Here is a 25,706-nt window from a genome sequence, read left to right as displayed (position 1 = left end):
CCGCGATGCCGGGGCCGGGGCCGGGGCCGGGGTAGCGTCTTCAGGTCGCGATCCCCGTCACCAATGCAACCGCGTGGCACGTATCAGGCAAATCATGCTGTTCAAGCCCGGTGCGCGTGAACGCTCCCATCAGCAACGGCCGATGGCGCTCAGGAAAACCCTTCGAAGGACAACTCGATCGCCATCACCAACGCATCTTCGCGACCGGTGTTGGAGGGGTAGTAGCGGGGGCGCCGCCCGATTTCGTTGAAGCCTTCGGAGTGATACAGCGCGATCGCCGACGGATTGGACAGGCGCACTTCCAGAAACGCGCGCCGCGCACCGCGATCGCAGGCTCCCTTGATCAGCGCGCGCAACAGCACCCGGCCATGCCCCTGGGATTGCGCCTCCGGTGCGATGCAGACATTGAGCACGTGCGCCTCGTCGGCGGCGATGCTGATCACCCCGTAGCCAATGACCTGGCCCCCCTGCTCCATCACCCAGCCCGGATAGCCGGCCTGCAGGCAGTCGCGAAAGATGCTGCGCGTCCACGGAAACGGATAGGCGCGATGTTCGATGTCCATCACCACATCCAGATCGCTCTCGCGCATGGCGCGCAGCGAGGTGTGCAGCGGCGCGTTCAAGGCGCTCATGCCGGGTCCTGTCGCCGCCGCAGCGCGCGCAGCTGCGGCCACAGCGCGCGCTTGGCTGCTGGATTGCCGCGCAGCTCGGCCAGCGGCCAGGACGCCATCAAGGCTTGCGTATTCGGATCGCCCGGGTTGCAGCCGGAGGCGCGCAGCAACGCCATCTGCAGGCGATCGGGCAGGCCAACCCGGCTGCGCCGCTGCGGCGCTGTCGATGATGCAGTCGTGACCGTCGGCGGCGCGTCGGCCGGCGCCGCCGGAGCGCTGCGACGGACCACAGGCGGTGCCGCAGGCGCCGGCATTGATGGCGTGCGCTCCACGCGCGGCGGTGCGGCCACCGGCGCGCGTTCGATCGTCTCGTCAGGCGCCGCCGCGTCCACGGTATCGCGGTCCAGATACACGGTGTGCCCCAACGCCTGCAGATACGACACCTGCAAATCGGACCACATCGGCTCTGAGGCCAATTGACTCATGGCAGCTCGGGCGTGCGCCGCCAGCGCCGCCACAGCCACATCGCCGGGCCGGACAGCGCATACAGCACGCCGATCACCAGCAGCGAACGGGCCAGATCGATCACCAGCAACGCGATCACCACCGTGGCGATCGCCAGCGCCAGGAATGGCACACGGTCGGCACGCGGACCACGCGCGCCGCCCTTGAAACTCCAGAACCGGATCCGGCTGACCATCAGCAAGGCCGCCACCACGGTAACCGCCAGCGCCAGATAACGCAGCTGCTCGCCATCGAAGCCCAGGCTGTCGTCGGCAAACGCCCAGACGAAGGACATCATCAGGCCGGCGGCCGCCGGGCTGGCCAGGCCGATGAACCAGCGCTTGTCGACCACGCCCACCTGCGTGTTGAAGCGCGCCAGGCGCAGCGCCGCGCAGGCCGCATACAGAAACGCGGCCGACCAGCCGACCCGGCCCATCACGTTGCTGTCGTACTTCAATGCCGACAGCGACCAGTGGTACATCACCAGCGCCGGGGCCATGCCGAAGCTGACCAGATCGGCCAGCGAGTCGTACTGCACGCCGAACTCGCTGCTGGTATTGGTCAGGCGCGCGACCCGGCCGTCCAGCCCGTCCATCACCGCAGCCACGAACACCGCCATGGCGGCCTGGACGAACTGCCCGTTGGCGGCGGCGATGATGGCGTAGAAACCGGAAAACAGCCCGGCGGTGGTGAACAGGTTCGGCAGCAGGTAGATCGTGCGCGAGCGCGGGGGCGGTCTCATCTCATCCATCCGGCAAGTGTAGGGCCTGAGGTCCGTCAGGCGGTAGCGCGCCTGCATCGTGCGTGCGTGCCAGCGGCATCACTTGCCAGCGCGGGCCGCGGATGCTGCAATCGCCGCGGGAATCATCCAGGGGAAGCCACATGCACCTGTCGTCCGGGCTTTGCGCCCTGTTGCTGCTGGTCAGCACCGTCGCCGGCGCGACCGATCTGTATAAATGGAAGGACGCCAAGGGCGTCACCCACTACACCGAAACCCCGCCACCGACCGGCCAGCGCTACGAAGCACGCCGGATCGATGCGCGCAGCGGCACGGCCGCCATCGCCGCGCCGGAAACCGCCACACCCGAATCGGCCGACTGCCTGACCGCCCGCCGCAACCTGGAGCTGCTCAGCGGCAAGGGCGAGGTGACCATGGGAGCCGGCGCCGACGGCAAGCCCGGCACCCCGCTGGACCCGGATGCCCGCGCGGCGCAGCGCAATCTCGCCCAGGCGGCCGCCAAGGCCTATTGCAAGCCGGCAGCAAGCCGCAATCCGGCCAGCTGAGCCGGCCCGCGACCGGCCACATGCCGGTCCACCCGGCCGGCGCCACTGACCGGCAGGGCGCGAGACTGGCAAACTATGGGCTTTCCGCCCAAGCGAAGCCCGATGCGTCTTTCCCAGTTCCACCTGCACACCACCAAGGAAACCCCGGCCGACGCCGAGCTGATCAGCCACCGTCTGATGCTGCGCGCGGGCATGATCCGCAAGCTGGCCTCCGGGCTGTACACCTGGTCGCCACTGGGTCTGCGCGTGCTGCGCAAGGTCGAGGCCATCGTGCGCGAGGAGATGAACCGCGCCGGGGCGGTGGAAGTGCTGTTCCCCACCATCCAGCCGCGCGAGCTGTGGGACGCCACCGGCCGTTGGGAGAAGTTCGGCGGGCAGTTGCTCAAGATCAAGGATCGCAAGGAGCAGGAGTTCTGCTACAGCCCGACCGCCGAAGAGGCCGCGGCCGAATTCGCGCGCCAGGAGATCAACAGCTACAAGCAGCTGCCGCTGAACTTCTATCAGATCCAGACCAAGTTCCGCGATGAGATCCGCCCGCGCTTCGGCGTGATGCGTGCGCGCGAATTCCTGATGAAGGACGCCTATTCCTTCCATCTCACCGATGCGGACATGGCGCGCGAGTACGACAACATGCGCGCGGCCTATACCCGCATCTTCACCCGGCTGGGGCTGGAATTCCGCGCGGTGCAGGCCGACTCCGGCGCCATCGGCGGCGACGCCTCGCAGGAGTTCCACGTCATCGCCGCCTCCGGCGAGGACTCGCTGGCATTCTCAACCGGCTCCGATTACGCCGCCAACGTGGAAACCGCCAGCGCCGCCCTGCCCGCCCCGCGCGCCGCGGCTGGCGAGGCGATGCGCCAGGTCGCAACGCCCACCCAGAAGACCTGCGAAGACGTCGCCGGGTTGCTGGGCATCGCACTGCAGCGCACCGTCAAGTCGGTGGCGGTGATGACCGAAGCCGGCTTCGTGCTGGTGCTGGTACGCGGCGATCACGCCGTCAACGAGATCAAGCTTGGCAAGGTCGCCGGCCTGGCCGGCTACCGCCTGGCCAACGAAACCGAGATCCGCGAGCACCTCGGCTGCGAGCCTGGCTTCCTGGGTCCGGTGAACACCGCCCGTCCGGTGCGCGTGGTGGCAGATCGCGATGTCGCGGCAATGGCCGATTTCGTGGTCGGCGCCAATGTGCCCGGCGCGCACCTGGTGGGCGTCAACTGGGGCCGCGACCTGCCGGAACCGGAAACCGTTGCCGATGTACGCAACGTCATCGACGGCGAACGCGCCGCCGATGGCGGCGAACTGCGGCTGGCCCGCGGCATCGAAGTAGGCCACGTGTTCCAGCTCGGCAGCCAGTATGCGCAGGCATTGCAGGCCACCGTGATCGACGAGAACGGCAAGCCCGCAGTGATGAAGATGGGCTGCTACGGCATCGGTATTTCGCGCATCGTGGCCGCGGCGATCGAGCAGAACCATGACGACGCCGGCATCGTCTGGCCCGCGCCGATGGCACCGTGGCAGGTCGTGGTCTGCATCATCAACCCCAAGCAGGATGCGCAGGTGGTTGCCGCCGCTCAGGCATTGCTGGACGAGTTGATCGCCGCAGGGATCGAAGCGGCGCTGGACGACCGCGGCCTGCGCCCGGGCGCGATGTTTGCCGATATGGAACTATTGGGCATTCCGCATCGGGTGGTGGTCTCCGAACGCGGATTGGCGGCCGGCACATTTGAATATCGCGCCCGCACTGCAGAGGCAGCAGAAAACCTGGATAAGGCCGGGTTATTCTCCCGCCTGGGTCATTGATCAAATCACCCGGAACCACTTCAATCGGATGAACAAAAGTCGCCGAATTATTTCGGCGCGTTTGTCACCCGGGTTTTCTGACATTATGATGGCCAGCGCTGCCACGGACCGGCATTCTTTTTTCTCTCATCTTCCGGAGTAGTGATGTCGATCGATCTTAGCGGCCTGTCGGCCAAGCAATTGGGTGCACTGATCAAAAATGCGAAAAAGCAGCAGACCGTGGTTGCCAAGCGCGCCCCGATTGCCAAGGTTCGCACCCAGCTGACCCGCGCGGCAAAAGCCCAGGGTTATTCCATCGACGAATTGTTTGGCGCCAGCGCCGGCCCGGGTCGTCCGGCTGCCGCTGCCAAGCCGAGCCCGCGCGCCGGCCGCAAGCTGGGCAAGGTTGCGCCGAAATATCGCAACCCCGCCAATCCTCAGGAAGCCTGGACCGGCCGCGGCAAGCAGCCGCGCTGGCTGGCCGAACTGACCGCCGCCGGCAAGAAAGTCGAAGACTTTCTGATCAGCAAGGTCAGCGCCAAGAAGACCCCGGCCAAGAAGGCAGCGCCGCGCAAGGCCGCCACCAAGCGCGCGCCCAAGAAGTCCAAGGCTGCTTGATTCATACCAATAAAAACGCCGGCAGTGCCGGCGTTTTTATTGCGTGTTTTTTCCATCGGTCATAAATTCTTGCGGGCCGGAATCAACAGATTGCCGAACAGCAAACCGGCCATCAAGGCCATCACGATATTGGTCACCGCCAATAGTGCGGCCTGCCCGACGCTGACATCCTGTTGCTGTACCAGGGTCAGAAAACCACGCAGGCTGACACTGCCCGGAACCAGCATGATGATGCCGGGCAAACGGATCAATGCACCGGGTTTTTGCACCACCCGCCCGAACAGATTACCGGCGGCAGTCAATGCCATGGCCGATGCAAAGACACCGGCCGGCCCACCCCAGGCATGCCCGGCATAACGCGCGATGACATACCCGGACATGGCCGCTGCCATGATCCATAAATAATCGCGTCGATTGGCCTTGAATAACACCGCAAACGCATAAGCGGCCACCAACAGCGAGGCCCATTCCACCCAGCCGGACTGTGGGCGCAATGCGGCCACCCGCGGGTGCAGGCCGAGCACCTGGGTCAGCGTCACCGCGATCACCGCGCCGACGGTGAGCTTGAGCACCGTGGTCACTGCACCGGCCAGCCGCGCAGTGCCCGAGACCCAATGCTGGCTGGCCAGCTCGTTGAAGGCATTGGTCAACGACATGCCGGGCAGCAGCACCACCAGCGAGGCGATGATCACCGTATTGAGGTTCAATGGCCCGACCAGCGCAGCCACCACCGCGGCTACCACCCCGGCCAGCAGGCCGGCCAGCGCCTCGCCCGCCTCCTTGGTCGCCGGCCGTTTGTCGGTGTATTGGGTCAGCAGGCCGATCGACATCCCGATCGCGCCGGCGGTGGCAATGTCCAGCCAGGGCAGTTTCCACAACCCTGCCACGCCGGCAGCGGCCAGCCCGAATGCCAGCACCTGCATGGTCTTGCCGCGCCGATCGACCTCGCGGTCCAGCCGCCGCAGCGCGGTGTGGCCCTGCGCGATGCTCATGCGCCCGTTGGCCACGCTGTCGGCCACGTAATCGGCCACGCTGAGCTTGTAAAGATCGTTTTCGCCCGGGGCCAGCCGGATCACCCGGGTGATGTCGCTGGAGCCGATGGCTTTGGTCGGGTCGCTGAAGCTCAAAATGATCCCGGTGGGATTGGACCAGGGCTCGCAGTCCAGGCCCAGTTTCTGCGACAGTCCGACCACGGCGGCCTCCAGACGCTGCGCAGTGGTGCCATAGGAATGCAGGCGTCCGGCGATTTCCGAAACAAAGGCGACGCGCTGGGCATAGGTGGCGCTGGCGGACGGTTGGACGACGGTGGCAGCGGACATGCGTGGCGGGTCGGATCGGAGAAACGCCGTCAGGCGAGGCCGCCAGTGTATGCCGCAGCGCACCTGGCCGGCGCGCCGATTGTCTGTGCCGGGACGTCAGGTGCGAAGCGTCCCCATCATTCGCTCACGCCGGGCGCGGTATGCTGGCGCCACGGACAGGCCACCCATGATCAAAGCGCAACCTCCACGCATCGAACAAGACTCCCAGGATCACGCACAGGTCCGCCTGGCTGGCAGTTGGGTCCTGGCGACCGCCTTGCCCCAGGCCGAGCTGCTGCAGGCCGTGCCCGAAGGAATCCGGCGCATCGACGCGCGCGGCATCGGGCAACTGGATTCGGCCGGCGTGCTGCAGTTGCTGCGCTTCGCCAGCCGCATGGGCCTGAAGGAAGACGCGATCGATTTCCGCGATGAGCACCAGGCGCTGGTGTGTACCATTGAGGAACTCAACGACGAACGCCCCAAGCCCAAACGCGACTACGGCTTCGTCGCCGCGTTGGACCGCCTGGGCCGCACCACCCACGGCGTGGGCCAGGGCATTCTGGAGCTGAACAGCTTTCTGGGAGAGAACCTGGTCAAGATCGCGCGGCTGATCCACGAGCCGCGGCGCTTCCGGCTGACCTCCACCGTGCACCACATGGAGCAGGTCGGCCTGGATGCGGTGCCGCTGGTGGTGCTGCTTTCGTATCTGGTCGGCGCGGTGATCGCGTTCCTGGGCTCGACCATCCTGCGCGACTTCGGCGCGGAAATTTATGTGGTGGAACTGGTGTCGATCGCCTTCCTGCGCGAGTTCGCAGTGCTGCTGACCGCCATCGTCCTGGCCGGGCGCACCGCCAGCGCGTTCACCGCGCAGATCGGTGCGATGAAATCGCGCGAGGAAGTGGATGCGATCCGCACCCTGGGCCTGGACCCGATCGACCTGCTGGTGATTCCGCGCCTGCTCGCGCTGATCTTCACGCTGCCGCTGCTGACCTTCATCGCGATGATCGCCGGCCTGGCCGGTGGCGTCACCGTGGGCGCGTTCGATCTGGATATTCCACCGCAGATGTACCTGGCGCGCATGCACGACACCATCCAGCTGCGGCATTTCCTGGTCGGGCTATCCAAGGCGCCGCTGTTTGCGCTGGTGATCGGCCTGATCGGCTGCCTGGAAGGCCTGAAGGTCAGCGGCACCGCGCAATCGGTTGGCGAGCGCACCACCTCTTCGGTGGTGCAGACGATTTCCTTGGTCATCATCCTCGACGCGGTTGCCGCGCTGTGGTTCATGAAGATGGGGTGGTGATGAAGCCGAGATTCGACATTCGGGATTGGGGATTCGTGCAAGGCAGAAGCGCAGCTGGCGCCCCGACCTTCGGGAGAGCTGTGCTGTGACCGATCCCGAATCCCCAATCCCCAATCCCGGCACAGAGACCGACGCCGACGACGACCAACTGGCGATTTCGGTGCGCGGGCTGACCAACCGCTTCGGCAGCCAGGTCGTGCACGAGGAACTGGATCTGGACGTGCGTCGGGGCGAGATCCTGGGCGTGGTCGGCGGCTCGGGCACCGGCAAGTCGGTACTGATGCGCAGCATCCTGGGCCTGCGCGAGCCGGATGCCGGCAGCATCCAGGTGCTGGGTGCGGACGCGCGCTCGGGCCGTTTCGCCGACCGCCAGCACATCACCCGCAATACCGGCGTGTTGTTTCAGGACGGCGCGCTGTTCTCGTCGATGACCGTCGGCGAAAACGTGCAGGTCCCGCTGAAGGAACATCACGGCGAGTTTCCCGAGCGCTGGTATTTCGAACTGGCGCTGCTGAAGATCAAGCTGGCCGGCCTGCCGGCCGATGCGCTGGACAAGCTGCCTTCGCAATTGTCCGGCGGCATGCGCAAGCGCGCCGGCCTGGCGCGGGCGCTGGCGCTGGATCCGCCGCTGCTGTTTCTGGACGAACCCACTGCCGGACTGGACCCGATCGGCGCGGCCGCCTTCGACCGGTTGATCCGCACCCTGCAGCAGGCGTTGGGGCTAACCGTGTTCCTGATCACGCATGACCTGGATACGCTGTACGCCATCTGCGACCGCATCGCGGTGCTGGCCGATCGCAAGGTGATCGCCAATGCGCCGCTGGCCGAAGTCGAACAGATCGATCATCCCTGGATCCAGGAATATTTCCACGGTCCGCGCGCCCGCGCCGCGCGCGCGGCCAAGACCGACTCCACCGAGACCGCCTGAGCATGGAAACCAAAGCCAATTACGTCCTGATCGGCGCCTTCACTATCGTGGCGGGCCTGGCCCTGCTGCTGTTCGGGCTATGGGCCGCGAAATACTCCTCCGACCGTACCTGGCAGCAATACCGGGTCGTGTTCCGTGAGGCGGTGACCGGCCTGACCGTCGGCAGCCCCGTGCAATACAACGGCATCGCGGTCGGCTCGATCACCGAGCTGACGCTGGCGCCCAACGACCCGCGCCAGGTCGTCGCGCACGTGCGGGTGAACTCCACCACGCCGATCAAGAGCGATACCCGCGCCAAGCTGGCCATCACCAGCCTGACCGGCCCGTCGATCATCCAACTCTCCGGCGGCACGCCCGAGGCACCGTCGCTGACCACCATCGACAAGAGCGATGCGCCGATCATCCAGACCACGCCGTCGGCGTTGCAGAACATCACCGACACCGCCAACCGCATCGTCGAGCGCATGGACCAGATGCTCTCGGACAAGAACGTGGCCAGCATCACCGCCACCTTGCAGAACCTGGAAAAGATCAGCGGCGGTATTGCCGATCGCGACGAGGGCATGCAGGCGCTGATCGTCAGCGCGCGTGATGCCGCGCGCAATCTGGACACCACCCTGACCACCACCAACGGCACCATCAAGCGGCTGGACCAGAACCTGGTGCAGCAGCTGCCGGGCATCCTGGAAAAGCTCGATGCCACCCTGGTCAAGCTGGATTCGGCCGCCGGCAACGCCGACAACATCCTTGGCGAAAACCGCGCGGCCATCAATAGTTTTGCCAACGACGGACTGGGCCAGCTCGGGCCTACGCTGACCGAATTGCGCGGCCTGATCCGCGATCTGCGCCGGGTCAGCGACAAACTGGACAACAACCCTGCGCGCTACCTGCTCGGCCGCGACGCACCCAAGGAGTTCGAACCGAAATGACTGCCATGCGCCTGTTGCGTCCCTTGTTCTGCGTTTCGTTGCTGGCGCTGGGCGGCTGCTCGGTGTTGACCGGCGGCGACCAGAAGCCGGCCACCATCTACGCGCCCACTGTGCGGATCACGCCGAACCCGTCCTGGCCGCAGGTAACCTGGCAGCTGTCGGTGTCCAAGCCCAGCGCCGCGCGGGTGATCGACAGCCCGCGCATCAACGTGCGCCCGACCCCGGGCGAGTTGCAGGTCTATCACGGCGCAGGCTGGGCGCAGCCGGCCACCGACATGCTGGAAGACAGCGTGGTACGCGCGTTCGAGGACTCCGGCAAGATCGCCGCCGTCGCCCGTGTCGGCACCGGCATCCGCTCCGACTACAAGCTGGCGATCGACCTGCGCCGCTTCGAGTCCGATTACGCCGGCCAGTCGCTGCCCTCGGCCACCATCGAGCTCAACGCCAAACTGCTGCACGCCGCCGATCAGCGCGTGGTGGCCTCGCGCACCTTCCTGGTCGCACGCCCGTCCAGCGGCACCGACACGGCTGCCGTGGCAGCGGCATTCGAACAGGCGATGACGCAGGTCACCACCGAACTAGTCGGCTGGACCTTGGTCACCGGCCAGCAGGACAGCCAGACCCTGCCGCGTTCGTTGTAAGCGCAGGCGACAGATCTTAGAGCGGTTAACAAAAGCACTTCACGCCGGTCTACCGCGGGGCGGCTGATCTGCGGCCTGGCTGCAGGGCCCTTGCCCGCCCACCATTGCGGGACACGCCGCAAGTACGTCCATGTAGGCTCTTCTGGGGCATCCATGCCGCATAAGGTCCCGCGACGGTGGGCGGGCAAGGACCCGTCGAGATGGTCGGTGTGCATGGCTTTCAACAAAGCAGCCAGCAAACTGTCTGGTGCGGTGTCCTCACCGATTGCGGGACCGTGTGGCGGCATGGATGCCGCCACCGAGCCCCCAGGGACGGGTTCACGGCGTGTCCCGCGAGCGATGAGGGCACCGCGCCCTCGACCCACTCAGCGTTTGACTCTGCCTGCTGACTGCATCCACCAAGATGTGGACAACAAAAACACTGCACTCACCGCCAGCCAAGCGCTCGCTACGCTTCGTTAGCCGCTCTTATGGCTGGGACACGCGCGGCGCAATCTGACGAAAGGTCAGATTGATGCGCTCGCCGATGGGCTTTGCGGTGCGCGGCAATGCATGCTTGTAGTGGCGCTGGGTATCGCCGCCCATCAACAGCAGATCACCATGCGCCAGCTCCAGCGTCTGCTTCACCGCCGCATCGTGGCGATGCTTGAATGCAAACCGCCGCGTCGCACCCAGACTCAATGACGCAATCAGCGGCTGTACGCCCAGCTCCGGCTCGTCGTCGCTATGCCAGCCCATCGCATCGTTGCCCGAGCGATAGCGGTTGACCAGCATGCTGTTGAACGGCCGGCCGGTCTCGGCCTGCAATCGTGCGCGCACCGGCTGCAGCGCGTCCAGCCACGGCTGCGGCGCGAACTGCGTGCCCGAGTAGCGATAACTCGCCTCCGGATCGCCGATCCAACTGCTCAAGCGTGGCGAATCCACCATTCGCCCGAACATGCGGATGCGATGCACCTCCCACTGCACCTGCGCCAGCAGTGCCTGCATCAGCACATCGGCCTGCGCGCGCGGCAACCAACCGCGGCACCAGGCGATCTCTGCTTGCGGCAATGCAATCCGAATCTTCATGCAGCAAACGCTAGCACGCACCTGCTGAGTGGAAGCTGCGCGGCGTCGATGAATCGATCCGATTTGCCGCCGTCACCTCGAATCCCGGAAAATGCGCAGCAGCCATCGAGCCAACGGGAGCGGAGCAATGTCGGAAGCAGGAGTCGGCGCATATGCGCCAGAGACGGTCGAGCGCGACGTGATGGAGTACGACGTCGTCACCGTCGGCGCCGGTCCGGCCGGGCTGGCCTTTGCGATCCGGCTCAAGCAGCTCGATCCGGCCATCAGCGTCTGCGTGATCGAAAAATCCAGCACCATCGGTGCGCATATCCTGTCCGGCGCGGTGATCGAGCCGGGCCCGCTGGATGCCTTGCTGCCGGGCTGGCGCGACAACCCGCCGCCGATCTGCGTGGCCGCCACCGACGACGAGTTCTGGTTTCTCGGCAAGGACCGCGCGCGCAAGTTCCCGGTGGTGCCGCCAGGCATGCGCAACCACGGCAACTTCATCGTCAGCCTGGGCGCAATGTGCGCCTGGCTGGCGCCGCAGGCCGAAGCGCTGGGCGTGGAGATCTACCCGGGCTTTGCCGCCGCCGAGACGCTGCACGACGACAACGACCAGGTCGTCGGCGTGCGTATCGGCGACATGGGCGTGGCCAAGGACGGATCGCACAAGCCGGGCTACACCGCCGGCATCGACATCCGCGCCAAGGTCACGGTACTGGCCGAAGGCGCGCGCGGGCATCTGACCAAGCGCCTGCTCAAGCGCTTCGACCTCACCGCCGATGCCGACCCGCAGGGCTATTCGATCGGCATCAAGGAGCTGTGGCAGGTAACCGAGGGGCGCGTCAGCCCCGGCAAGATCGTGCACACGCTCGGCTGGCCCGCCGACAACCGCACCTACGGCGGCAGCTTCCTGTATCACCTGGACAACAACCAGATCGCGCTCGGCTATGTGAGCGGGCTGGACTACAGCGACCCGATGTACCAGCCGTGGGAAGCCTTCCAGCAATGGAAGAACCACGCGCTGATCAAGCCATTGCTGGAAGGTGGCAGCATCCTCTCGGCGGGCGCGCGCGCCATCGTCACCGGCGGCTGGCAATCGCTGCCGAAGGTGGAAATGCCGGGCGCCCTGTTGATCGGCGACACCGCCGGCCTGCTCAACGTGCCCAAGATCAAGGGCACCCATCAGGCGATCCGTAGCGGCATGCTGGCCGCCGAACATCTTGTGCAATCGCAGCTGGTACCGCAAGGCTTCGATGCCAAGTTGCGCGCGTCCGATGCGATGACCGAGCTGAAGCAGGTGCGCAACATCAAGCCAGGCTTCAAGAAAGGCCTGTGGTTCGGCTTGCTCAACGCCGCCTGGGAAACCGCGCTCAAGGGCGCCTCGCCATGGACGCTGAAGAACAAACCCGACTGGTCGGCATTGCACAAGATCGGCGACTACGAGCAACCCAGGCGTGACTACGGCACGCGCGAGCTCGCCCCGCGCGACCGCCTGCAGGCGGTCTACTTCGCCGCCACCGAGCATGACGAAGACCAGCCCGTGCACCTGAAAGTGCTCGACACCGACGTGTGCGCCACCCGCTGCGTGCAGGAATACGACAACCCCTGCACCCGCTTCTGCCCGGCCAACGTCTACGAAATGGTCGCAGACACCGGCAGCCCCTCCGGCAAGCGCCTGCAGATCAACGCCGCCAACTGCGTGCACTGCAAGACCTGCGACATCAAGGACCCCTACGAGATCATCACCTGGGTCACGCCGGAGGGTGGTTCGGGCCCGAACTACCAGAATCTGTGAATACAGCGGGACGCTCGATGCAGTCACGTGTGCGCGCGCAACTGTTTGGACTGTTGCGCGCAGGGTTTCGTGCAGTTCCTTTGAGTGATGCGACACGTGACCGGTGGCGCAGCTGGTTCCTGGACCGACATGCCGACTGGGTACCTGAGCCTGTACGCGGCCGTGCAGCCCATGGCATCTGGCGACGCCCAGCAGCACGCAGTGATGAAGCGGCGATCGGCCACGTACCTTATCGCACTTCCGCATTGCCCGAGACGCTTCCCGCAACCCTGGTTGCGTTCTATCTGCCGCAATTTCATCCCATCCCGGAGAACGATGCGTGGTGGGGCAAAGGCTTTACCGAATGGCGCAATGTCAGCCGCGCGCTCGCACAGTTTGAAGGCCATCAACAACCGCGCCTTCCGGCGGATCTGGGCTTCTACGACCTTCGCACCCCGCAGGTCATGCGCGAGCAGGCACGTTTGGCACAGGAGTATGGCCTTGGCGCGTTCTGCTTTTATTTCTATTGGTTTGCCGGTAAAACCTTGCTGGAAATGCCGGTTGCCCAATGGCACGAAGACGCCTCGATCACGTTGCCTTTTTGCCTCTGCTGGGCAAACGAGAAGTGGGCGCGCCGCTGGGATGGCCGTGGCGATGACATTCTGATCGACCAGTCGCACAGCGCCGAGGACGACCTCGCCTTTATCGCCCATATCGCGACTTACCTACGTAATCCGACGTATCTGCGCGTGGATGGCCGCCCGTTGCTATTGGTGTATCGGCCACATTTATTGCCCGACCCCGCACGGACCGCAGCGCGTTGGCGCAAGTGGTGTCGCGATAACGGGGTCGGCGAAATTCACCTGGTCTATGTGCAGGGTTTTGAGCGCCCCGATCCGCGCGACATCGGATTCGATGCCGCAGTCGAGTTCCCTCCCAATATGAGTACGCCAGCGTCGGTCACTGCCAGACAGCGATTGGTGAACCAGGAGTTCAATGGCGAGGTACTCGATTGGCGAGAACTTGCGCGCGACATGGAACAGCGACCGCTACGCCATTACACGCTATACCCGGGCGTAAATCCGGGCTGGGACAACGAACCACGACGCTCTGGAAAAGGGCGCATCTACCTGTACGCATCCCCCCGTCGCTACCGGGACTGGCTATCGCGCACCCTGCAACGTCGCCTTGCCGGTGCGCCGCCGGCTGAGCGCATGGTGTTCATCAATGCATGGAACGAGTGGGCCGAAGGCGCGGTACTCGAACCAGATGCGCGCATGGGATACGCATGGCTGGAGGCAACACGACAGGCGCTGACGCGCGTGCCCGAGATCGCAACTGAAGCACGTCCGCCAAGCGTATGCGTGGTCTTGCACGCCTGGTATCTTGATGTACTAACCGAGATGCTTGATGCAATTGCTGAGTGCGGAACGCCGTTGCGCATCGTCATCACGACCGACCTCACCAAGGTCACAGAAGTCAGTAAGTGCGTGCAGCAGCGCGGCATCGAGGCCGAGGTGGAAGGCTTTGAAAATCGTGGACGCGACATCCTGCCTTTCCTGCACGTGGCCAACCGGCTACTCGATGAGGGCGTGCAGCTGGTTTTGAAGCTGCACACCAAGAAATCGACCCATCGCGATGACGGAAATGCCTGGCGGAACGAGATGCTTGCCGCATTGCTAATGCCGCAGCGGGTCGATGCGATCGTGGACGCGTTCTCTACCGATCCGTCCGTCGGCCTCATGGCACCTGATGGCCATCTATTACCAGTAACCGACTTTATCGGCGGCAATGCTGACGCACTGGATTATCTTGCCGTTCGCACAGGCACGGATGCACTGGACGCAGATAGCTTGTTTGCTTCCGGCAGCATGTTCTGGGCACGGCTGGAGGCGCTACGCCCATTGCTGGATGCGCATCTTCATCCGAGCGAATTTGAAAGCGAACAAGGCCAGATCGACGGCACCCTTGCGCATGCGATCGAGCGCTTCATCGGTCTCGCAGTGACGCATTCCGGGCATCGCGTCACCACGATCGAACAAACACTGGGCATTGCCAAAACACCATTGGCCGAGCCTTATCGGTATGCACGCAGGGCGCCGTGACGGCGCCTTGCCGATTGCAACGGAACTAGTCCCCTGCTTGCACAACGAATGCGACACCGGTTTTGGCGCGCAACTCCTCCAGCTCTGCTCCCTCGGCCGCCTCTACCAACACCAGTCCGCCATCGGTGACATCGAATACCGCCAGGTCGGTGATGATGCGATCGACCACGCCGACGCCGGTCAATGGCAGGTCGCATTCGTGCAGGATCTTGTGGCTGCCGTCCTTGGCGACGTGCTCCATCAGCACGACAACGCGCTTGACGCCGGCCACCAGGTCCATCGCGCCGCCCATGCCCTTGACCATCTTGCCGGGCACCATCCAGTTGGCCAGGTCGCCGCGCTCGGTCACCTGCATTGCACCGAGAATCGCCAGATCGATGTGCCCGCCGCGGATCATCGCGAACGAGTCGTGGCTGCCGAAATAACTGGCGCCGGCACGTGCGGTGACTGTCTGCTTGCCGGCATTGATCAGGTCCGCATCCACCTCGTCCTCGGTGGGAAACGGGCCGATGCCGAGCAGGCCGTTCTCCGATTGCAGCCAGACGTCCACGCCATCGGGAATGTGATTGGCCACCAGCGTCGGCAGGCCGATGCCCAGGTTGACGTAGGCGCCATCGGTCAATTCGCGCGCCGCACGTGCGGCCATCTGGTCTCTGGTCCAGGCCATCAATGCTTTCCTTCGCGCACGGTGCGCTGTTCGATGCGTTTTTCCGGGGAGGCGTTGAGCACCAGCCGGTCGACATAGATGCCGGGCAGATGCACCTGATCCGGATCGATCGCGCCCACCTCCACGATCTCCTCGACCTCGGCAACGCAGACGCGGCCGGCCATGGCGCAGGCCGGGTTGAAGTTGCGCGCGGTCTTGCGGAACACCAGGTTGCCGGCCGCATCCGCACGCCAGGCCTTGACCAGGGCGACATCGGCCTGCAGCGCGGTTTCCATCACGTACTGCTTGCCGTCGAATTGCCGGGTTTCCTTGCCTTGGGCGACGATGGTGCCGTAGCCGGTTGCGGTATAGAACGCGGGAATTCCCGCACCGCCCGCGCGCAGGCGCTCGGCCAGCGTGCCCTGCGGGTTGAATTCCAGCTCCAATTCGCCGGCCAGGTACTGCCGCTCGAATTCCTTGTTCTCGCCCACGTAGGACGAAATCATCTTGCGGATCTGCCGGGTGGCCAATAATTGACCCAGCCCGAATCCATCGACACCCGCATTGTTGGAGATCACGGTCAATCCGCCGACCCCGCTCGCGCGTACTGCCGCAATCAGCGCTTCCGGGATTCCGCACAATCCGAAGCCGCCGACCGCCAGGGTCTGGCCATCGGCCAGCACCCCATCCAGCGCCGCACCGGCGTCGGCATAGCGTTTGCCGCTTGCCGCACCACGTCCACCATTGCTCATCACCGCCCTCGCCTCGCTGATGTGAAGCGGCCATTCTAGCCGCTGACTGTTCCCTGTCCCCGGTCGCAATTCCGCCACACCCAAGACACGGCGCAGCCGCTAAACTCGGAAATCCCCCACCCCAGGAATTGCCCATGACGCTACCCGCCTTCAAGGCCTACGACATTCGCGGCCGCGTGCCGGATGAACTCAACGAGGACTTGGCGCGCCGCATCGGCGTGGCACTGGCGGCGCAGCTGGAGCAAGGGCCAGTGGTCTTGGGCCATGACGTGCGCCTGGCCAGTCCCGGCCTGCAGGAAGCGCTCTCGGCGGGCCTGCGCGCCAGCGGCCGCGAAGTGATCGACATCGGCCTGTGCGGCACTGAGGAGGTCTATTTCCAGACCGATCACCTCAAGGCGGCCGGCGGCGTGATGGTCACTGCCAGCCATAACCCGATGGACTACAACGGCATGAAGCTGGTCCGCGAGCAGGCGCGACCGATCAGCTCCGACACCGGCCTGTTCGCGATCCGCGACACCGTCGCTGCCGATACCGCTGCACCCGGCGAGCCAACCGCAAGCGAGCAGAGCCGCACCGACAAGACCGCATATCTTGAGCATCTGCTCAGCTACGTGGACCGCAGCACGCTCAAGCCGCTCAAGTTGGTGGTTAACGCCGGCAACGGCGGCGCCGGCCTGATCGTCGACCTGCTTGCACCGCAGCTGCCGTTCGAGTTCGTCCGTGTCTTCCACGAACCAGATGGCAACTTTCCCAACGGCATCCCCAACCCGCTGCTGCCGGAGAACCGCGACGCCACTGCCAGGGCGGTCAAGGAACACGGCGCCGATTTCGGCATTGCCTGGGACGGCGACTTCGATCGCTGCTTCTTCTTCGATCATACTGGCCGCTTCATCGAAGGCTATTACCTGGTCGGCCTGCTGGCCCAGGCGATCCTGGCCAAGCAGCCCGGTGGCAAGGTCGTACACGACCCGCGCCTGACCTGGAACACCGTCGAGATGGTCGAAGACGCCGGCGGCATTCCGGTGCTGTGCAAGAGCGGCCATGCTTTCATCAAGGAAAAGATGCGCAGCGAAAACGCCGTGTATGGCGGCGAAATGAGTGCGCACCATTATTTCCGCGAGTTTGCCTACGCCGACTCCGGCATGATTCCGTGGTTGTTGATCGCCGAGCTGGTGTCGCAGTCCGGTCGTTCGCTGGCGGATCTGGTCGAAGCGCGCATGCAGAAATTCCCCTGCAGCGGCGAGATCAACTTCAAGGTGGACGACGCCAAGGCGGCGGTTGCCCGCGTGATGGATCACTACAGCGACCAGTCGCCGGAGCTGGACTACACCGACGGCATCAGTGCCGACTTCGGCCAATGGCGCTTCAACCTGCGCAGCTCCAATACCGAGCCGCTGCTGCGTCTGAACGTGGAAACGCGCGGCGATGCCGCACTGCTGGAAACGCGCACGCAGGAAATTTCCGATCTGCTGCGCGGCTGATTCACCCCCTCTCCCACCTATAGACGCACTTTGGAGTTTCCCCCGCCCATGAGCGACGTCCTTCCCATCATCCTGTCCGGCGGTTCCGGCACGCGCCTGTGGCCGTTGTCGCGCGAATCCTATCCCAAGCAGTTCCTGCCGCTGGTCGGCGAGCACAGCATGCTGCAGGCCACCTGGCTGCGTTCCGCTCCGATAGCGGCGCATGCACCCATCGTGGTGGCCAACGAAGAGCACCGCTTCATGGCCGCCGAGCAGTTGCAGCAGTTGGGCGTGAAACCGTCGGCCATCCTGCTTGAGCCCAAGGGGCGTAATACCGCACCTGCCATCGCCGTTGCTGCACTGGAAGCGACGCGCAACGGTAGCGACCCGCTGTTGCTGGTGCTGCCGTCCGACCACGTGATTCAGGATGAAGCGGCATTCCAGGCCGCGGTCACCTTGGCTGCGACTGCGGCCGAACAAGGCAAGCTGGTTACCTTCGGCATCAAGCCCACCGCGCCAGAAACCGGCTACGGCTATATCAAGGCAAGCGCGGGTACGGGCGTCAGCGCCGTCGAGCGCTTTGTCGAAAAGCCCGACCTGGCTACCGCGCAAGGCTATCTGGCCAGCGGCGAGTATTACTGGAACAGCGGCATGTTCCTGTTCCGTGCCTCGCGCTACCTGGAGGAGCTACGCAAGTTCCAGCCCGCCATCGCCGATGCGTGCCAGAAGGCATGGGAAGGCGGCAAGCGCGACGCCGACTTTACCCGTCTGGACAAGGATGCATTTGCCTCCAGTCCGTCAGATTCGATCGATTATGCAGTGATGGAGAAGACCGCCGATGCGGTGGTGGTGCCGCTGGATGCCGGCTGGAACGATGTCGGTTCGTGGTCGTCGCTGCTGGATGTGTCCAAGCAGGACGCCCAGGGCAATGCGCACCATGGCGATGTCATCCAACTGGATTGCCAGAACACCTATGCGTATGGCTCGCGCCTGATCGCCATGGTCGGTCTGGAGAATGTGGTGGTGGTGGAAACCGACGACGCGGTATTGGTCGGACACCGCGACCGCATCCAGGAGGTCAAGGAAGTGGTCAGCCAGATCAAATCGGCCGGACGTTCCGAGGCCACCTGGCACCGCAAGGTCTATCGTCCGTGGGGCGCCTACGATTCGATCGACATGGGCCAGCGTTTCCAGGTCAAGCGTATCACCGTCAAGCCGGGCGCCACGCTCAGCCTGCAGATGCACCACCATCGCGCCGAGCACTGGATCGTGGTGAGCGGCACTGCCGAGGTCACCCGCGGTGAAGAAGTGCTGCTGCTGACCGAAAACCAGAGTACCTACATCCCGCTGGGCGTCACCCATCGCCTCAAAAACCCGGGCAAATTGCCGCTGGAACTGATCGAAGTGCAGTCCGGCAGCTATCTGGGCGAAGACGACATCGTGCGTTTCGAAGACACCTACGGGCGGACCTGATCGGTCGCTTTCAGGACTCTGCAACACATACACAAACAGCCGGGAATTCCCGGCTGTTTGTTTTTGCGGCATCCCTTGGTCGGAGGAAATATCGCCACCGACCAGGGTCGCGGATTTACTGTCTGGCAGCGGCGATTTCGGCAATCACGCGCTGCAGGCCGATCTGCCAGTCCGGCAACACGATGTCGAAATCACGCTGCAGTTTGTCGATCGACAGCCGCGAATATGCCGGCCGCTTTGCGGGCGTCGGGTAGTCGGCGGTCGTGATCGGCACCACGCGCGGTGCGCGCGACAGCAAGCCTGCGCCGACAGCTTCCTGGAAGATCGCCTCGGCAAAGCCATGCCAGCTGGTCTGCCCTGCAGCCGTGAGGTGCCAGGTACCCGAGGTGTCGGGTCTGCGTTGGCGCAGCAACTGCGCGGTGACATCGGCAATCAGGGCGGCGGGTGTCGGTGTTCCGACCTGATCGGCCACCACCCGCAGTTCCTCGCGCTCGGCACCGACACGCAACATGGTGCGCAGGAAATTCGCGCCGTGCGAGGCGTACACCCAGGCCGTGCGCAGGATCAGATGCTGTGCGCCCGAAGCGCGGATCGCCTCCTCGCCAGCAAGCTTGGTCTGGCCATACACGCCCAGCGGCGAGGTGCGCGCATCTTCCGGATACGGCGCGGTGCCCTGCCCGTCGAAAACGTAGTCGGTCGAATAGTGCACCAACGGCACATTGTTGGATGCACACCATGCCGCGATGATGCCGGGCGACGTCGCATTGGCACGCAATGCACCGTCGCGGTCCTGCTCGGCGCGATCCACTGCGGTGTAGGCGGCGGCATTGACGACGCGGGTCGGGCCGATCCGGTCCAGCAAGGACGTCAGCGTCTGCGGCGCGTCGAAGTCCGCCACCTCGCAGGCACTGCCGTCAGGCAACTGACCGCTGCGCGTGGTGGCCTGCACTGCACCATCGGTTGCCAGTGCGCGCAGCAGCTCGGTGCCGACCTGCCCGTTCGCCCCGAAGACCAAGGTGGTCACGGGGTAAACACCGGCAAGCGATCAACCGCTACGTCGCCCAGGAACGGCGCGTCGGCATCCTTGGCAGACAGCAACGGATCGCTGATCGGCCAGTCGATCCCGATCGCCGCATCGTCCCAGCGCACGCCGGCATCGGCTTCCTTGACATAGACGTCGGTGCACAGGTAACTGAACACTGCACGTTCGGACAACACCGCAAAGCCGTGCGCGAAGCCTTCCGGAATCCAGAACTGCTTCTTGTTCTCCGCGCTCAGCACCACCGCCGCCCATTGACCGAAGTTGGGCGAGCCGTGACGAACATCGACGGCGACGTCATAGACCTCGCCCTCCAGCACGCTGACCAGCTTGCCCTGCGGACGCGGCCACTGGTAGTGCAGACCGCGCAGCACGCCCTTGGCGGAGGTGGACACATTGCTCTGCACGAAGTGCGTCGGCAAGCCGTGCTGGCCGAAGCGTTCGGCATTCCATGTTTCGAAGAAATAGCCGCGCGCATCGCCGAACACCGCCGGCTCGATGACGACGCAACCGGGTAGACGCGTTTCGATCACTTTCAAGGCACTACTCCTCGTACGGCCAATTCGTGCAGATACCTGCCATAGTCATTCTTCAACAACGGCGCCGCCAGGCGCTCGAGCTGCTCGGCATCGATCCAGCCCTGGCCAAATGCGATTTCTTCCGGGCAGCACACCTGTAGACCCTGACGCATCTGGATGGTCTCGATGAAATTGGCCGCTTCGTGCAATGACTGATGCGTGCCGGTATCCAGCCAGGCATACCCGCGCCCCAGGGGCTCCAGGTGCAGGTCGCCGGCATCGAGATAGCAGCGGTTGAGATCGGTGATCTCCAGCTCGCCGCGCGGCGAGGGCTTCAAGGCAGCCGCGTAGTCGCTGGCCTTGCCGTCATAGAAATACAGCCCGGTGACCGCGTAGTTGGAACGGGGCTTTTCCGGCTTTTCGGCGATGTCGATGACCTTGCCTTGCTGATCGAATTCGGCAACGCCGTAGCGCTCGGGATCGTTGACCCAGTAACCGAAGACGGTGGCACCCTGCTCACGCGCATCGGCGCGACGCAAGGTGTCGGTCAGGCCATGCCCATGGAAAATATTGTCGCCCAACACCAGGCAACTCGGCTTGCCGTCGACGAACTCGCGCCCAATCAGATAGGCCTGCGCCAGACCGTCCGGGTTGGGCTGCACGGCATACTGGATATTGACGCCCCACTGGGAACCATCGCCCAGCAGCGACTGGAACAGCGCCTGCTCGTGCGGCGTGTTGATGATCAGAATGTCGCGAATCCCCGCGAGCATCAGCACGCTCAGCGGGTAATAGATCATCGGCTTGTCGTACACCGGCAACAGCTGCTTGCTGACGCCCTTGGTGATCGGGTACAGGCGCGTGCCCGAGCCGCCCGCCAGAATGATGCCTTTACGTTGTGTCATCGGGGATGTCCTGTTGGAGGCCCGCACACGCATGCATGCGCGGGCCCTTGCTAATGGCTCGCGTTAGGCCGCGGCGCCGATCCGTTCCAGCCGATAGCTGCCATCCAGCACGCCCTGCACCCAGGCCTGGTTGGTCAGGTACCACTCCACCGTCTGCGCGATGCCTTGCTCGAAGGTATACGCCGGCTCCCAGCCCAGGTCGTTCTTCAACTTGGAGGCATCGATCGCGTAGCGACGGTCGTGTCCGGGGCGGTCGGTGACATGGGTGATCTGGCTCGCGCGCGGCTTGCCGTCTTCACGCGGGCGATGCTGATCCAGCAACGCACAGATCGCCTGCACGACCTCGATGTTCTGGCGCTCGGAGTTGCCGCCCACGTTGTAGGTCTCACCGACCTTGCCCTTGGCCAGCACGGTGCGGATCGCCTCGCAATGGTCGCTGACGAACAACCAGTCGCGCACCTGCTTGCCGTCGCCGTACACCGGCAACGGCTCGCCTGCCAGCGCCTTGGCGATCACCAGCGGAATGAGCTTTTCCGGGAAATGGTACGGGCCGTAGTTGTTCGAGCAGTTGGTGGTCAGCACCGGCAGCCCGTAGGTGTGGTGAAACGCGCGCACCAGATGATCCGAAGCCGCCTTGGACGCCGAATACGGAGAATTGGGCGCATACGGCGTGGTTTCGGTGAACTTGCCGGTCTCGCCCAGCGTGCCATAGACCTCGTCGGTGGACACATGCAGGAACCGGAAGGCCGCGCAACGCGCGTCCGGCAGCGCTTTCCAGTAGTCGCGCACCGCTTCGAGCAAGGCCAGGGTGCCGACGACGTTGGTCTGGACGAACGCGCCAGGGCCCTCGATCGAGCGATCCACATGGCTTTCGGCAGCGAAGTTCAGCACTGCGTCCGGCTGATGTTCCTGCAGCAGACGAGTCACGAGCGCGCCGTCGCCGATGTCGCCCTCGACGAAGACATGGTCCGGGTTACCCTCCAGCGATGAAAGCGTTTTCAGGTTCCCCGCATAGGTGAGCGCGTCGAGATTGATCACGCGGATCCCGCGCGCGACTGCCTCGAGAACGAAATTTCCGCCGATAAAGCCGGCCCCGCCGGTCACTAGCCAAGTCGCCACTATCTACCCCTCCTGGTCGCGCGCGCCGCGCTGCGTTTCAAACCACACAGGATATACGGTCAGAGCAATACCGGGCCTAAGCAGTACCCAAACAATGCGCGGAGGTGTTGCGCCGCAGCATCCATACGCCATCGCATGGTGCGCCCTGCCCGGTTAGAATGACCATACTCCCGAGCCTGCCGCCGCGGCCGGGCCTTCCCGCAACAGCTGAAGGATCTCCTACACGATGAAAATCCTCGTCGCCTACAAGCGCGTGGTGGACTACAACGTCCGCATTCAGGTCAAGCCCGATGGCTCCGGTGTGGTCACCGACGGCGTCAAGCTCTCGCCGAACCCGTTCGACGAAATCGCCCTGGAAGAGGCGTTGCGCCTGCGCGACGCCGGCATCGCCACCGAGGTGGTGGTCGCTACCCTGGCGCCGGCCGATGCTGCGGCGCATCTGCGAAACGGCCTGGCCATGGGCGCCAACCGCGCCATCCACGTGGTCACCGACGCGGCGATCCAGCCGCTGACCGCCGCGCGCACCCTGCTCAAGCTGGTCGAAAAGGAACAGCCGGACCTGGTCATCCTGGGCAAGCAGGCGATCGACGACGATGCCAACCAGACTGGCCAGATGCTGGCTACCCTGTGGGGCCGCCCGCAGGCGACCTTCGCCGGCAAGCTGGTCGTCGCCGATGGCAAGGCCACGGTGACCCGCGAAGTCGATGCCGGCCTGGAGACGCTGGAAGTGGACCTGCCGGCAGTGGTCACCACCGATCTGCGCCTGAACGAGCCGCGCTTCATCAAGTTGCCGGACATCATGAAGGCCAAGAGCAAGCCGCTGGAAACGCTGGCATTTGCCGATCTCGGCGTCGCTGCGCACGATAGCCTGGCCACCACCCACTACGCGCCGCCGTCCAAGCGCAGCCGCGGCGTGATGGTCAAGGACGCCGCCGAGCTGGTGGCCGCACTCAAGCAGAAGGGGTTGCTGTAATGGCCAAGGTTCTCATCGTTGCCGAACATCTCAACGGCCAGCTCAATGCGGCCACTGCCAAGACCCTGAGCGCCGCGCTGGCGGTGTCGGCCGAATCCATCGACATCGTCGTGCTCGCGGCCGATCCTGCCGCGGTTGCGACCCAGGCCGCGCAGCTGGCGGGTGTTGCTCGCGTGCTGACGGTGGCAAACGCCGCCAACGAACATGCCATCGCGCAGGTCCTGGGGCCGCAGATCGCCCAGCTCGCCGGCAAGGGCTACACCCATGTGTTCGGTCCCTCGACTACCTTCGGCAAGGACCTGATGCCGGTGGTGGCCGCGCTGCTTGGCGTCAACCAGGTCTCCGATCTGATGGCGGTCGACGATGCCTACACCTTCAAGCGCCCGATCTATGCCGGCAACGCGATCATCACGGTGAAAGCGCCGGCCGACCAGGTCGTGGTCGCCACCGTGCGCAGCGCCTCCTGGCCGGAAGCGGCAGCCGGCGGCAGTGCGACGGTCGAAGCAGTCACTGCCGATGCCGCGCTGCCCACCCACACCCGCTTCGTCGGCCTGGCCGCAGGCAGCTCCGATCGCCCGGACCTGCAGAGCGCCAAGCGCGTGGTCTCCGGCGGCCGCGGCGTCGGCTCGGCCGAGAACTTCCAGCACATCTACAGCCTGGCCGACAAACTCGGCGCCGCCGTGGGCGCCTCGCGCGCCGCCGTGGACGCCGGCTACGTACCGAACGAACTGCAGGTCGGCCAGACCGGCAAGATCATCGCACCCGAGCTGTACGTGGCGATCGGCATCAGCGGCGCGATCCAGCATCTGACCGGCATCAAGGACGCCGGCACGATCGTGGCGATCAACAAGGACCCGGAATCGCCGATCTTCGAGATTGCCGATATCGGGTTGGTGGGGGATTTGTTCACGCTGCTGCCGGAGCTGGAGGCTGCACTGGGCTGAGGCCCTTCTGCTGCAATGGATTCACCTTTGCCTCCCAGCATCGACGGTGCCGCAAGATTGCGGCACCGTCTGGATTATCTGGCCGCCTTCGTTCTCCTGCTGTGCGCCGGGTATGTCGCCGTATTGGTCTGGGTGGACCACGGAAACGGGACCTTTTCGCGGCTGAGCGGGCTCTGGCAGTTGATGTCGCTCGCAATCGTGCCGGTCTCCATCACGTATCTGTTCCGGTACTGGCGGTGGCACTGGCTCCTCCGCCGCAAGGGGCATCATGTACCGGTGTTACCCGGCCTGGCTGGCTATCTGGCGGGCTTTGCCCTGACCGCAACGCCCGGCAAGGCCGGCGAACTGATGCGGATTCGCTATTTCGCGCGCATGGGCATTCCGGCCGAGCGCACGTTGGGCGTCTTCGTCTTCGAGCGCGCGTCCGACCTGCTGGTCATCCTGTCCTTGTCGCTGCTGGCTGCGTCGGTGTTCCCGACCCTGGGCGCCCTGGTGGCCGTGGTGCTGGGATTTGTCTGTGTGCTGTTCGGGGCGGCGGCGTGGCCTGCGCTACTGAATAATCTGGCACGTTTAACCGAGCGCCTTCCTGGCCGCTGGCTGCGACGATTGGCCCGCTTCTGCCTCGCGGCGGCGTTGGAGCTGCGTAGCTGCCTGGATCTGCGCGCGTTCGGGCAAAGCATGCTTGCCGGATTCCTCGCCTGGGGACTGACATCGGCTGTCTTCGTTAGCCTGTGCGTTGGCATGGGCTTGCAGTTGGACCCCATGGTCGCGCTCGGTATCTATCCGCTCGCGATGCTGATCGGCGCGCTGTCGTTCGTCCCTGGTGGCGTCGGCACCACCGAACTGGCCATCGTGTTGATGCTCGATCGGCTCGGGGTCTCTACCCCGGAGGCAATTGCGGTCGCCGTCGCGGCGCGTCTGGTCACGCTCTGGTACGCCATTGTCGTCGGCGCGGCGGCCATGCTGATCGCAGAATTTGCATCGCGGGAAGAAGCAGGTTGATCGACTAGGTATAATCGCCGCCCCGCAATGGATCGCCAGGCAGTCGATGTCCGCCCC

At 64.8% G+C, this 25,706-nt stretch carries 25 protein-coding genes; 14 read left to right on the top strand and 11 right to left on the bottom strand.

All coding sequences use genetic code 11. The features are described from left to right. Positions 1 to 149: 149 nt before the first annotated feature. Genes rimI through pssA form a run of 3 tightly spaced genes read right to left on the bottom strand, consistent with a single transcriptional unit; the run spans position 150 to position 1,866 of the window. Positions 150 to 632 carry a ribosomal protein S18-alanine N-acetyltransferase gene (gene rimI, locus FHT08_RS01540; RefSeq protein ID WP_166774080.1) on the bottom strand — a complete coding sequence of 161 codons (483 nt, stop codon included), beginning with the start codon at positions 630 to 632 and terminating at the stop codon, positions 150 to 152. After that, positions 629 to 1,096, bottom strand: a complete 468-nt coding sequence (locus FHT08_RS01535) for an alanine acetyltransferase (RefSeq protein ID WP_166774078.1) — start codon at positions 1,094 to 1,096, stop codon at positions 629 to 631. The genes rimI and FHT08_RS01535 overlap by 4 nt, the downstream gene beginning before the upstream one ends. Continuing rightward, positions 1,093 to 1,866: a CDP-diacylglycerol--serine O-phosphatidyltransferase gene (gene pssA, locus FHT08_RS01530; protein WP_047127282.1), complete on the bottom strand. Its 774-nt coding sequence runs from the start codon at positions 1,864 to 1,866 to the stop codon at positions 1,093 to 1,095. Before pssA ends, FHT08_RS01535 begins: the two co-directional genes overlap by 4 nt. 131 nt (positions 1,867 to 1,997) lie before the next feature. On the opposite strand from pssA, the gene FHT08_RS01525 reads away from it, so the two are divergent. The 3 genes from FHT08_RS01525 to FHT08_RS01515 all read left to right on the top strand — a co-directional run bounded on the left by FHT08_RS01525 (position 1,998) and on the right by FHT08_RS01515 (position 4,793). After that, positions 1,998 to 2,399, top strand: coding sequence for a DUF4124 domain-containing protein (locus FHT08_RS01525; RefSeq protein ID WP_166774076.1), 402 nt, complete (start codon positions 1,998 to 2,000; stop codon positions 2,397 to 2,399). Between the two features lie 102 nt (positions 2,400 to 2,501). After that, positions 2,502 to 4,196: a proline--tRNA ligase gene (locus tag FHT08_RS01520; protein ID WP_104605890.1), complete on the top strand. Its 1,695-nt coding sequence runs from the start codon at positions 2,502 to 2,504 to the stop codon at positions 4,194 to 4,196. A 144-nt stretch (positions 4,197 to 4,340) separates the two neighbouring features. Then, positions 4,341 to 4,793, top strand: a complete 453-nt coding sequence (locus FHT08_RS01515; protein ID WP_104536319.1) for an H-NS family nucleoid-associated regulatory protein — start codon at positions 4,341 to 4,343, stop codon at positions 4,791 to 4,793. A 59-nt stretch (positions 4,794 to 4,852) separates the two neighbouring features. On the opposite strand, the gene FHT08_RS01510 is transcribed toward FHT08_RS01515, so the two are convergent. Next, positions 4,853 to 6,112, bottom strand: a complete 1,260-nt coding sequence (locus tag FHT08_RS01510; protein WP_104536320.1) for a threonine/serine exporter family protein — start codon at positions 6,110 to 6,112, stop codon at positions 4,853 to 4,855. Positions 6,113 to 6,278: 166 nt separating this feature from the next. On the opposite strand from FHT08_RS01510, the gene FHT08_RS01505 reads away from it, so the two are divergent. The 4 genes from FHT08_RS01505 (at position 6,279) to FHT08_RS01490 (ending at position 9,889) form a co-directional block, all read left to right on the top strand. Continuing rightward, entirely contained in the window at positions 6,279 to 7,391 is a 1,113-nt protein-coding gene (locus FHT08_RS01505; protein ID WP_046344362.1) for an ABC transporter permease, read from the top strand. 85 nt (positions 7,392 to 7,476) lie between these two features. Next, positions 7,477 to 8,319: an ABC transporter ATP-binding protein gene (locus tag FHT08_RS01500; RefSeq protein WP_104605892.1), complete on the top strand. Its 843-nt coding sequence runs from the start codon at positions 7,477 to 7,479 to the stop codon at positions 8,317 to 8,319. A gap of 2 nt (positions 8,320 to 8,321) precedes the next feature. Further along, the gene (locus FHT08_RS01495) at positions 8,322 to 9,248 is read left to right on the top strand and encodes an MlaD family protein (RefSeq protein ID WP_016903957.1); all 927 of its coding nucleotides are present in this window, start codon (positions 8,322 to 8,324) and stop codon (positions 9,246 to 9,248) included. Beyond that, complete coding sequence (locus tag FHT08_RS01490) at positions 9,245 to 9,889, top strand: ABC-type transport auxiliary lipoprotein family protein (RefSeq protein ID WP_166774074.1); 645 nt, start codon at positions 9,245 to 9,247, stop codon at positions 9,887 to 9,889. Before FHT08_RS01495 ends, FHT08_RS01490 begins: the two co-directional genes overlap by 4 nt. 468 nt (positions 9,890 to 10,357) lie before the next feature. On the opposite strand, the gene FHT08_RS01485 is transcribed toward FHT08_RS01490, so the two are convergent. Further along, positions 10,358 to 10,957, bottom strand: coding sequence for an alpha-ketoglutarate-dependent dioxygenase AlkB (locus FHT08_RS01485; RefSeq protein ID WP_166774072.1), 600 nt, complete (start codon positions 10,955 to 10,957; stop codon positions 10,358 to 10,360). Between the two features lie 127 nt (positions 10,958 to 11,084). Here FHT08_RS01485 and FHT08_RS01480 point away from each other — a divergent pair, with 127 nt between their 5' ends. Both FHT08_RS01480 and FHT08_RS01475 read left to right on the top strand, forming a co-directional pair. Beyond that, positions 11,085 to 12,734, top strand: a complete 1,650-nt coding sequence (locus tag FHT08_RS01480; RefSeq protein ID WP_166774071.1) for an electron transfer flavoprotein-ubiquinone oxidoreductase — start codon at positions 11,085 to 11,087, stop codon at positions 12,732 to 12,734. Between the two features lie 17 nt (positions 12,735 to 12,751). Further along, the gene (locus FHT08_RS01475; protein ID WP_208408803.1) at positions 12,752 to 14,818 is read left to right on the top strand and encodes a glycoside hydrolase family 99-like domain-containing protein; all 2,067 of its coding nucleotides are present in this window, start codon (positions 12,752 to 12,754) and stop codon (positions 14,816 to 14,818) included. Positions 14,819 to 14,843: 25 nt separating this feature from the next. Here the strand turns inward: FHT08_RS01475 and FHT08_RS01470 are convergent, their stop codons facing one another. Both FHT08_RS01470 and FHT08_RS01465 read right to left on the bottom strand, forming a co-directional pair. Continuing rightward, the gene (locus tag FHT08_RS01470) at positions 14,844 to 15,485 is read right to left on the bottom strand and encodes a 3-oxoacid CoA-transferase subunit B (protein ID WP_166774067.1); all 642 of its coding nucleotides are present in this window, start codon (positions 15,483 to 15,485) and stop codon (positions 14,844 to 14,846) included. Then, on the bottom strand, positions 15,485 to 16,216 hold the full coding sequence (locus tag FHT08_RS01465; RefSeq protein ID WP_166774065.1) for a CoA transferase subunit A: 732 nt from the start codon (positions 16,214 to 16,216) through the stop codon (positions 15,485 to 15,487). Before FHT08_RS01465 ends, FHT08_RS01470 begins: the two co-directional genes overlap by 1 nt. A 134-nt stretch (positions 16,217 to 16,350) precedes the next feature. On the opposite strand from FHT08_RS01465, the gene FHT08_RS01460 reads away from it, so the two are divergent. Together FHT08_RS01460 and FHT08_RS01455 are read left to right on the top strand one after the other, a co-directional pair. Then, positions 16,351 to 17,697 (top strand): phosphomannomutase, encoded by a 1,347-nt coding sequence (locus tag FHT08_RS01460; protein WP_166774063.1) that lies wholly within the window; start codon positions 16,351 to 16,353, stop codon positions 17,695 to 17,697. Between the two features lie 48 nt (positions 17,698 to 17,745). After that, positions 17,746 to 19,149, top strand: coding sequence for a mannose-1-phosphate guanylyltransferase/mannose-6-phosphate isomerase (locus FHT08_RS01455; protein ID WP_166774061.1), 1,404 nt, complete (start codon positions 17,746 to 17,748; stop codon positions 19,147 to 19,149). 115 nt (positions 19,150 to 19,264) lie between these two features. Here FHT08_RS01455 and rfbD read toward each other — a convergent pair whose 3' ends face one another. From rfbD to rfbB, 4 genes are all read right to left on the bottom strand, one after another. Beyond that, positions 19,265 to 20,173 carry a dTDP-4-dehydrorhamnose reductase gene (gene rfbD / locus FHT08_RS01450; protein WP_166774060.1) on the bottom strand — a complete coding sequence of 303 codons (909 nt, stop codon included), beginning with the start codon at positions 20,171 to 20,173 and terminating at the stop codon, positions 19,265 to 19,267. Further along, entirely contained in the window at positions 20,170 to 20,727 is a 558-nt protein-coding gene (gene rfbC, locus FHT08_RS01445) for a dTDP-4-dehydrorhamnose 3,5-epimerase (protein WP_166774059.1), read from the bottom strand. Before rfbC ends, rfbD begins: the two co-directional genes overlap by 4 nt. After that, positions 20,724 to 21,611 carry a glucose-1-phosphate thymidylyltransferase RfbA gene (gene rfbA, locus FHT08_RS01440; RefSeq protein WP_166774057.1) on the bottom strand — a complete coding sequence of 296 codons (888 nt, stop codon included), beginning with the start codon at positions 21,609 to 21,611 and terminating at the stop codon, positions 20,724 to 20,726. The genes rfbC and rfbA overlap by 4 nt, the downstream gene beginning before the upstream one ends. 63 nt (positions 21,612 to 21,674) lie before the next feature. After that, a complete protein-coding gene (gene rfbB, locus FHT08_RS01435) occupies positions 21,675 to 22,730 on the bottom strand; it encodes a dTDP-glucose 4,6-dehydratase (RefSeq protein WP_166774055.1) in 1,056 nt (351 codons plus the stop codon). 226 nt (positions 22,731 to 22,956) lie between these two features. Between rfbB and FHT08_RS01430 the strand changes: the two genes are divergently transcribed. Genes FHT08_RS01430 through FHT08_RS01420 form a run of 3 tightly spaced genes read left to right on the top strand, consistent with a single transcriptional unit; the run spans position 22,957 to position 25,649 of the window. Continuing rightward, on the top strand, positions 22,957 to 23,703 hold the full coding sequence (locus tag FHT08_RS01430; protein WP_104536331.1) for an electron transfer flavoprotein subunit beta/FixA family protein: 747 nt from the start codon (positions 22,957 to 22,959) through the stop codon (positions 23,701 to 23,703). After that, a complete protein-coding gene (locus FHT08_RS01425; RefSeq protein ID WP_166774054.1) occupies positions 23,703 to 24,647 on the top strand; it encodes an electron transfer flavoprotein subunit alpha/FixB family protein in 945 nt (314 codons plus the stop codon). The genes FHT08_RS01430 and FHT08_RS01425 overlap by 1 nt, the downstream gene beginning before the upstream one ends. Before the next feature lie 15 nt (positions 24,648 to 24,662). Continuing rightward, positions 24,663 to 25,649, top strand: coding sequence for a lysylphosphatidylglycerol synthase transmembrane domain-containing protein (locus tag FHT08_RS01420; RefSeq protein ID WP_166774052.1), 987 nt, complete (start codon positions 24,663 to 24,665; stop codon positions 25,647 to 25,649). The last annotated feature ends 57 nt before the right edge of the window (positions 25,650 to 25,706 follow it).

This window comes from Xanthomonas sp. CFBP 8151 (assembly GCF_011761885.1).
GTDB lineage: Bacteria > Pseudomonadota > Gammaproteobacteria > Xanthomonadales > Xanthomonadaceae > Xanthomonas > Xanthomonas arboricola_B.
The sequence above is the reverse complement of the archived record's forward strand: the minus strand, read 5'-3'. Positions and strand labels throughout refer to the sequence as shown.

What these genes read in the sequence shown, in the direction of transcription:
- rimI (WP_166774080.1), bottom strand. Translation starts at nt 632, where the DNA reads ATGAGCGCCTTGAACGCGCCGCTGCACACCTCGCTGCGCGCCATGCGC.
- FHT08_RS01535 (WP_166774078.1), bottom strand. Translation starts at nt 1,096, where the DNA reads ATGAGTCAATTGGCCTCAGAGCCGATGTGGTCCGATTTGCAGGTGTCG.
- pssA (WP_047127282.1), bottom strand. Translation starts at nt 1,866, where the DNA reads ATGGATGAGATGAGACCGCCCCCGCGCTCGCGCACGATCTACCTGCTG.
- FHT08_RS01525 (WP_166774076.1), top strand. Translation starts at nt 1,998, where the DNA reads ATGCACCTGTCGTCCGGGCTTTGCGCCCTGTTGCTGCTGGTCAGCACC.
- FHT08_RS01520 (WP_104605890.1), top strand. Translation starts at nt 2,502, where the DNA reads ATGCGTCTTTCCCAGTTCCACCTGCACACCACCAAGGAAACCCCGGCC.
- FHT08_RS01515 (WP_104536319.1), top strand. Translation starts at nt 4,341, where the DNA reads ATGTCGATCGATCTTAGCGGCCTGTCGGCCAAGCAATTGGGTGCACTG.
- FHT08_RS01510 (WP_104536320.1), bottom strand. Translation starts at nt 6,112, where the DNA reads ATGTCCGCTGCCACCGTCGTCCAACCGTCCGCCAGCGCCACCTATGCC.
- FHT08_RS01505 (WP_046344362.1), top strand. Translation starts at nt 6,279, where the DNA reads ATGATCAAAGCGCAACCTCCACGCATCGAACAAGACTCCCAGGATCAC.
- FHT08_RS01495 (WP_016903957.1), top strand. Translation starts at nt 8,322, where the DNA reads ATGGAAACCAAAGCCAATTACGTCCTGATCGGCGCCTTCACTATCGTG.
- FHT08_RS01490 (WP_166774074.1), top strand. Translation starts at nt 9,245, where the DNA reads ATGACTGCCATGCGCCTGTTGCGTCCCTTGTTCTGCGTTTCGTTGCTG.
- FHT08_RS01485 (WP_166774072.1), bottom strand. Translation starts at nt 10,957, where the DNA reads ATGAAGATTCGGATTGCATTGCCGCAAGCAGAGATCGCCTGGTGCCGC.
- FHT08_RS01480 (WP_166774071.1), top strand. Translation starts at nt 11,085, where the DNA reads ATGTCGGAAGCAGGAGTCGGCGCATATGCGCCAGAGACGGTCGAGCGC.
- FHT08_RS01475 (WP_208408803.1), top strand. Translation starts at nt 12,752, where the DNA reads ATGCAGTCACGTGTGCGCGCGCAACTGTTTGGACTGTTGCGCGCAGGG.
- FHT08_RS01470 (WP_166774067.1), bottom strand. Translation starts at nt 15,485, where the DNA reads ATGGCCTGGACCAGAGACCAGATGGCCGCACGTGCGGCGCGCGAATTG.
- FHT08_RS01465 (WP_166774065.1), bottom strand. Translation starts at nt 16,216, where the DNA reads ATGAGCAATGGTGGACGTGGTGCGGCAAGCGGCAAACGCTATGCCGAC.
- FHT08_RS01460 (WP_166774063.1), top strand. Translation starts at nt 16,351, where the DNA reads ATGACGCTACCCGCCTTCAAGGCCTACGACATTCGCGGCCGCGTGCCG.
- FHT08_RS01455 (WP_166774061.1), top strand. Translation starts at nt 17,746, where the DNA reads ATGAGCGACGTCCTTCCCATCATCCTGTCCGGCGGTTCCGGCACGCGC.
- rfbA (WP_166774057.1), bottom strand. Translation starts at nt 21,611, where the DNA reads ATGACACAACGTAAAGGCATCATTCTGGCGGGCGGCTCGGGCACGCGC.
- FHT08_RS01430 (WP_104536331.1), top strand. Translation starts at nt 22,957, where the DNA reads ATGAAAATCCTCGTCGCCTACAAGCGCGTGGTGGACTACAACGTCCGC.
- FHT08_RS01425 (WP_166774054.1), top strand. Translation starts at nt 23,703, where the DNA reads ATGGCCAAGGTTCTCATCGTTGCCGAACATCTCAACGGCCAGCTCAAT.
- FHT08_RS01420 (WP_166774052.1), top strand. Translation starts at nt 24,663, where the DNA reads ATGGATTCACCTTTGCCTCCCAGCATCGACGGTGCCGCAAGATTGCGG.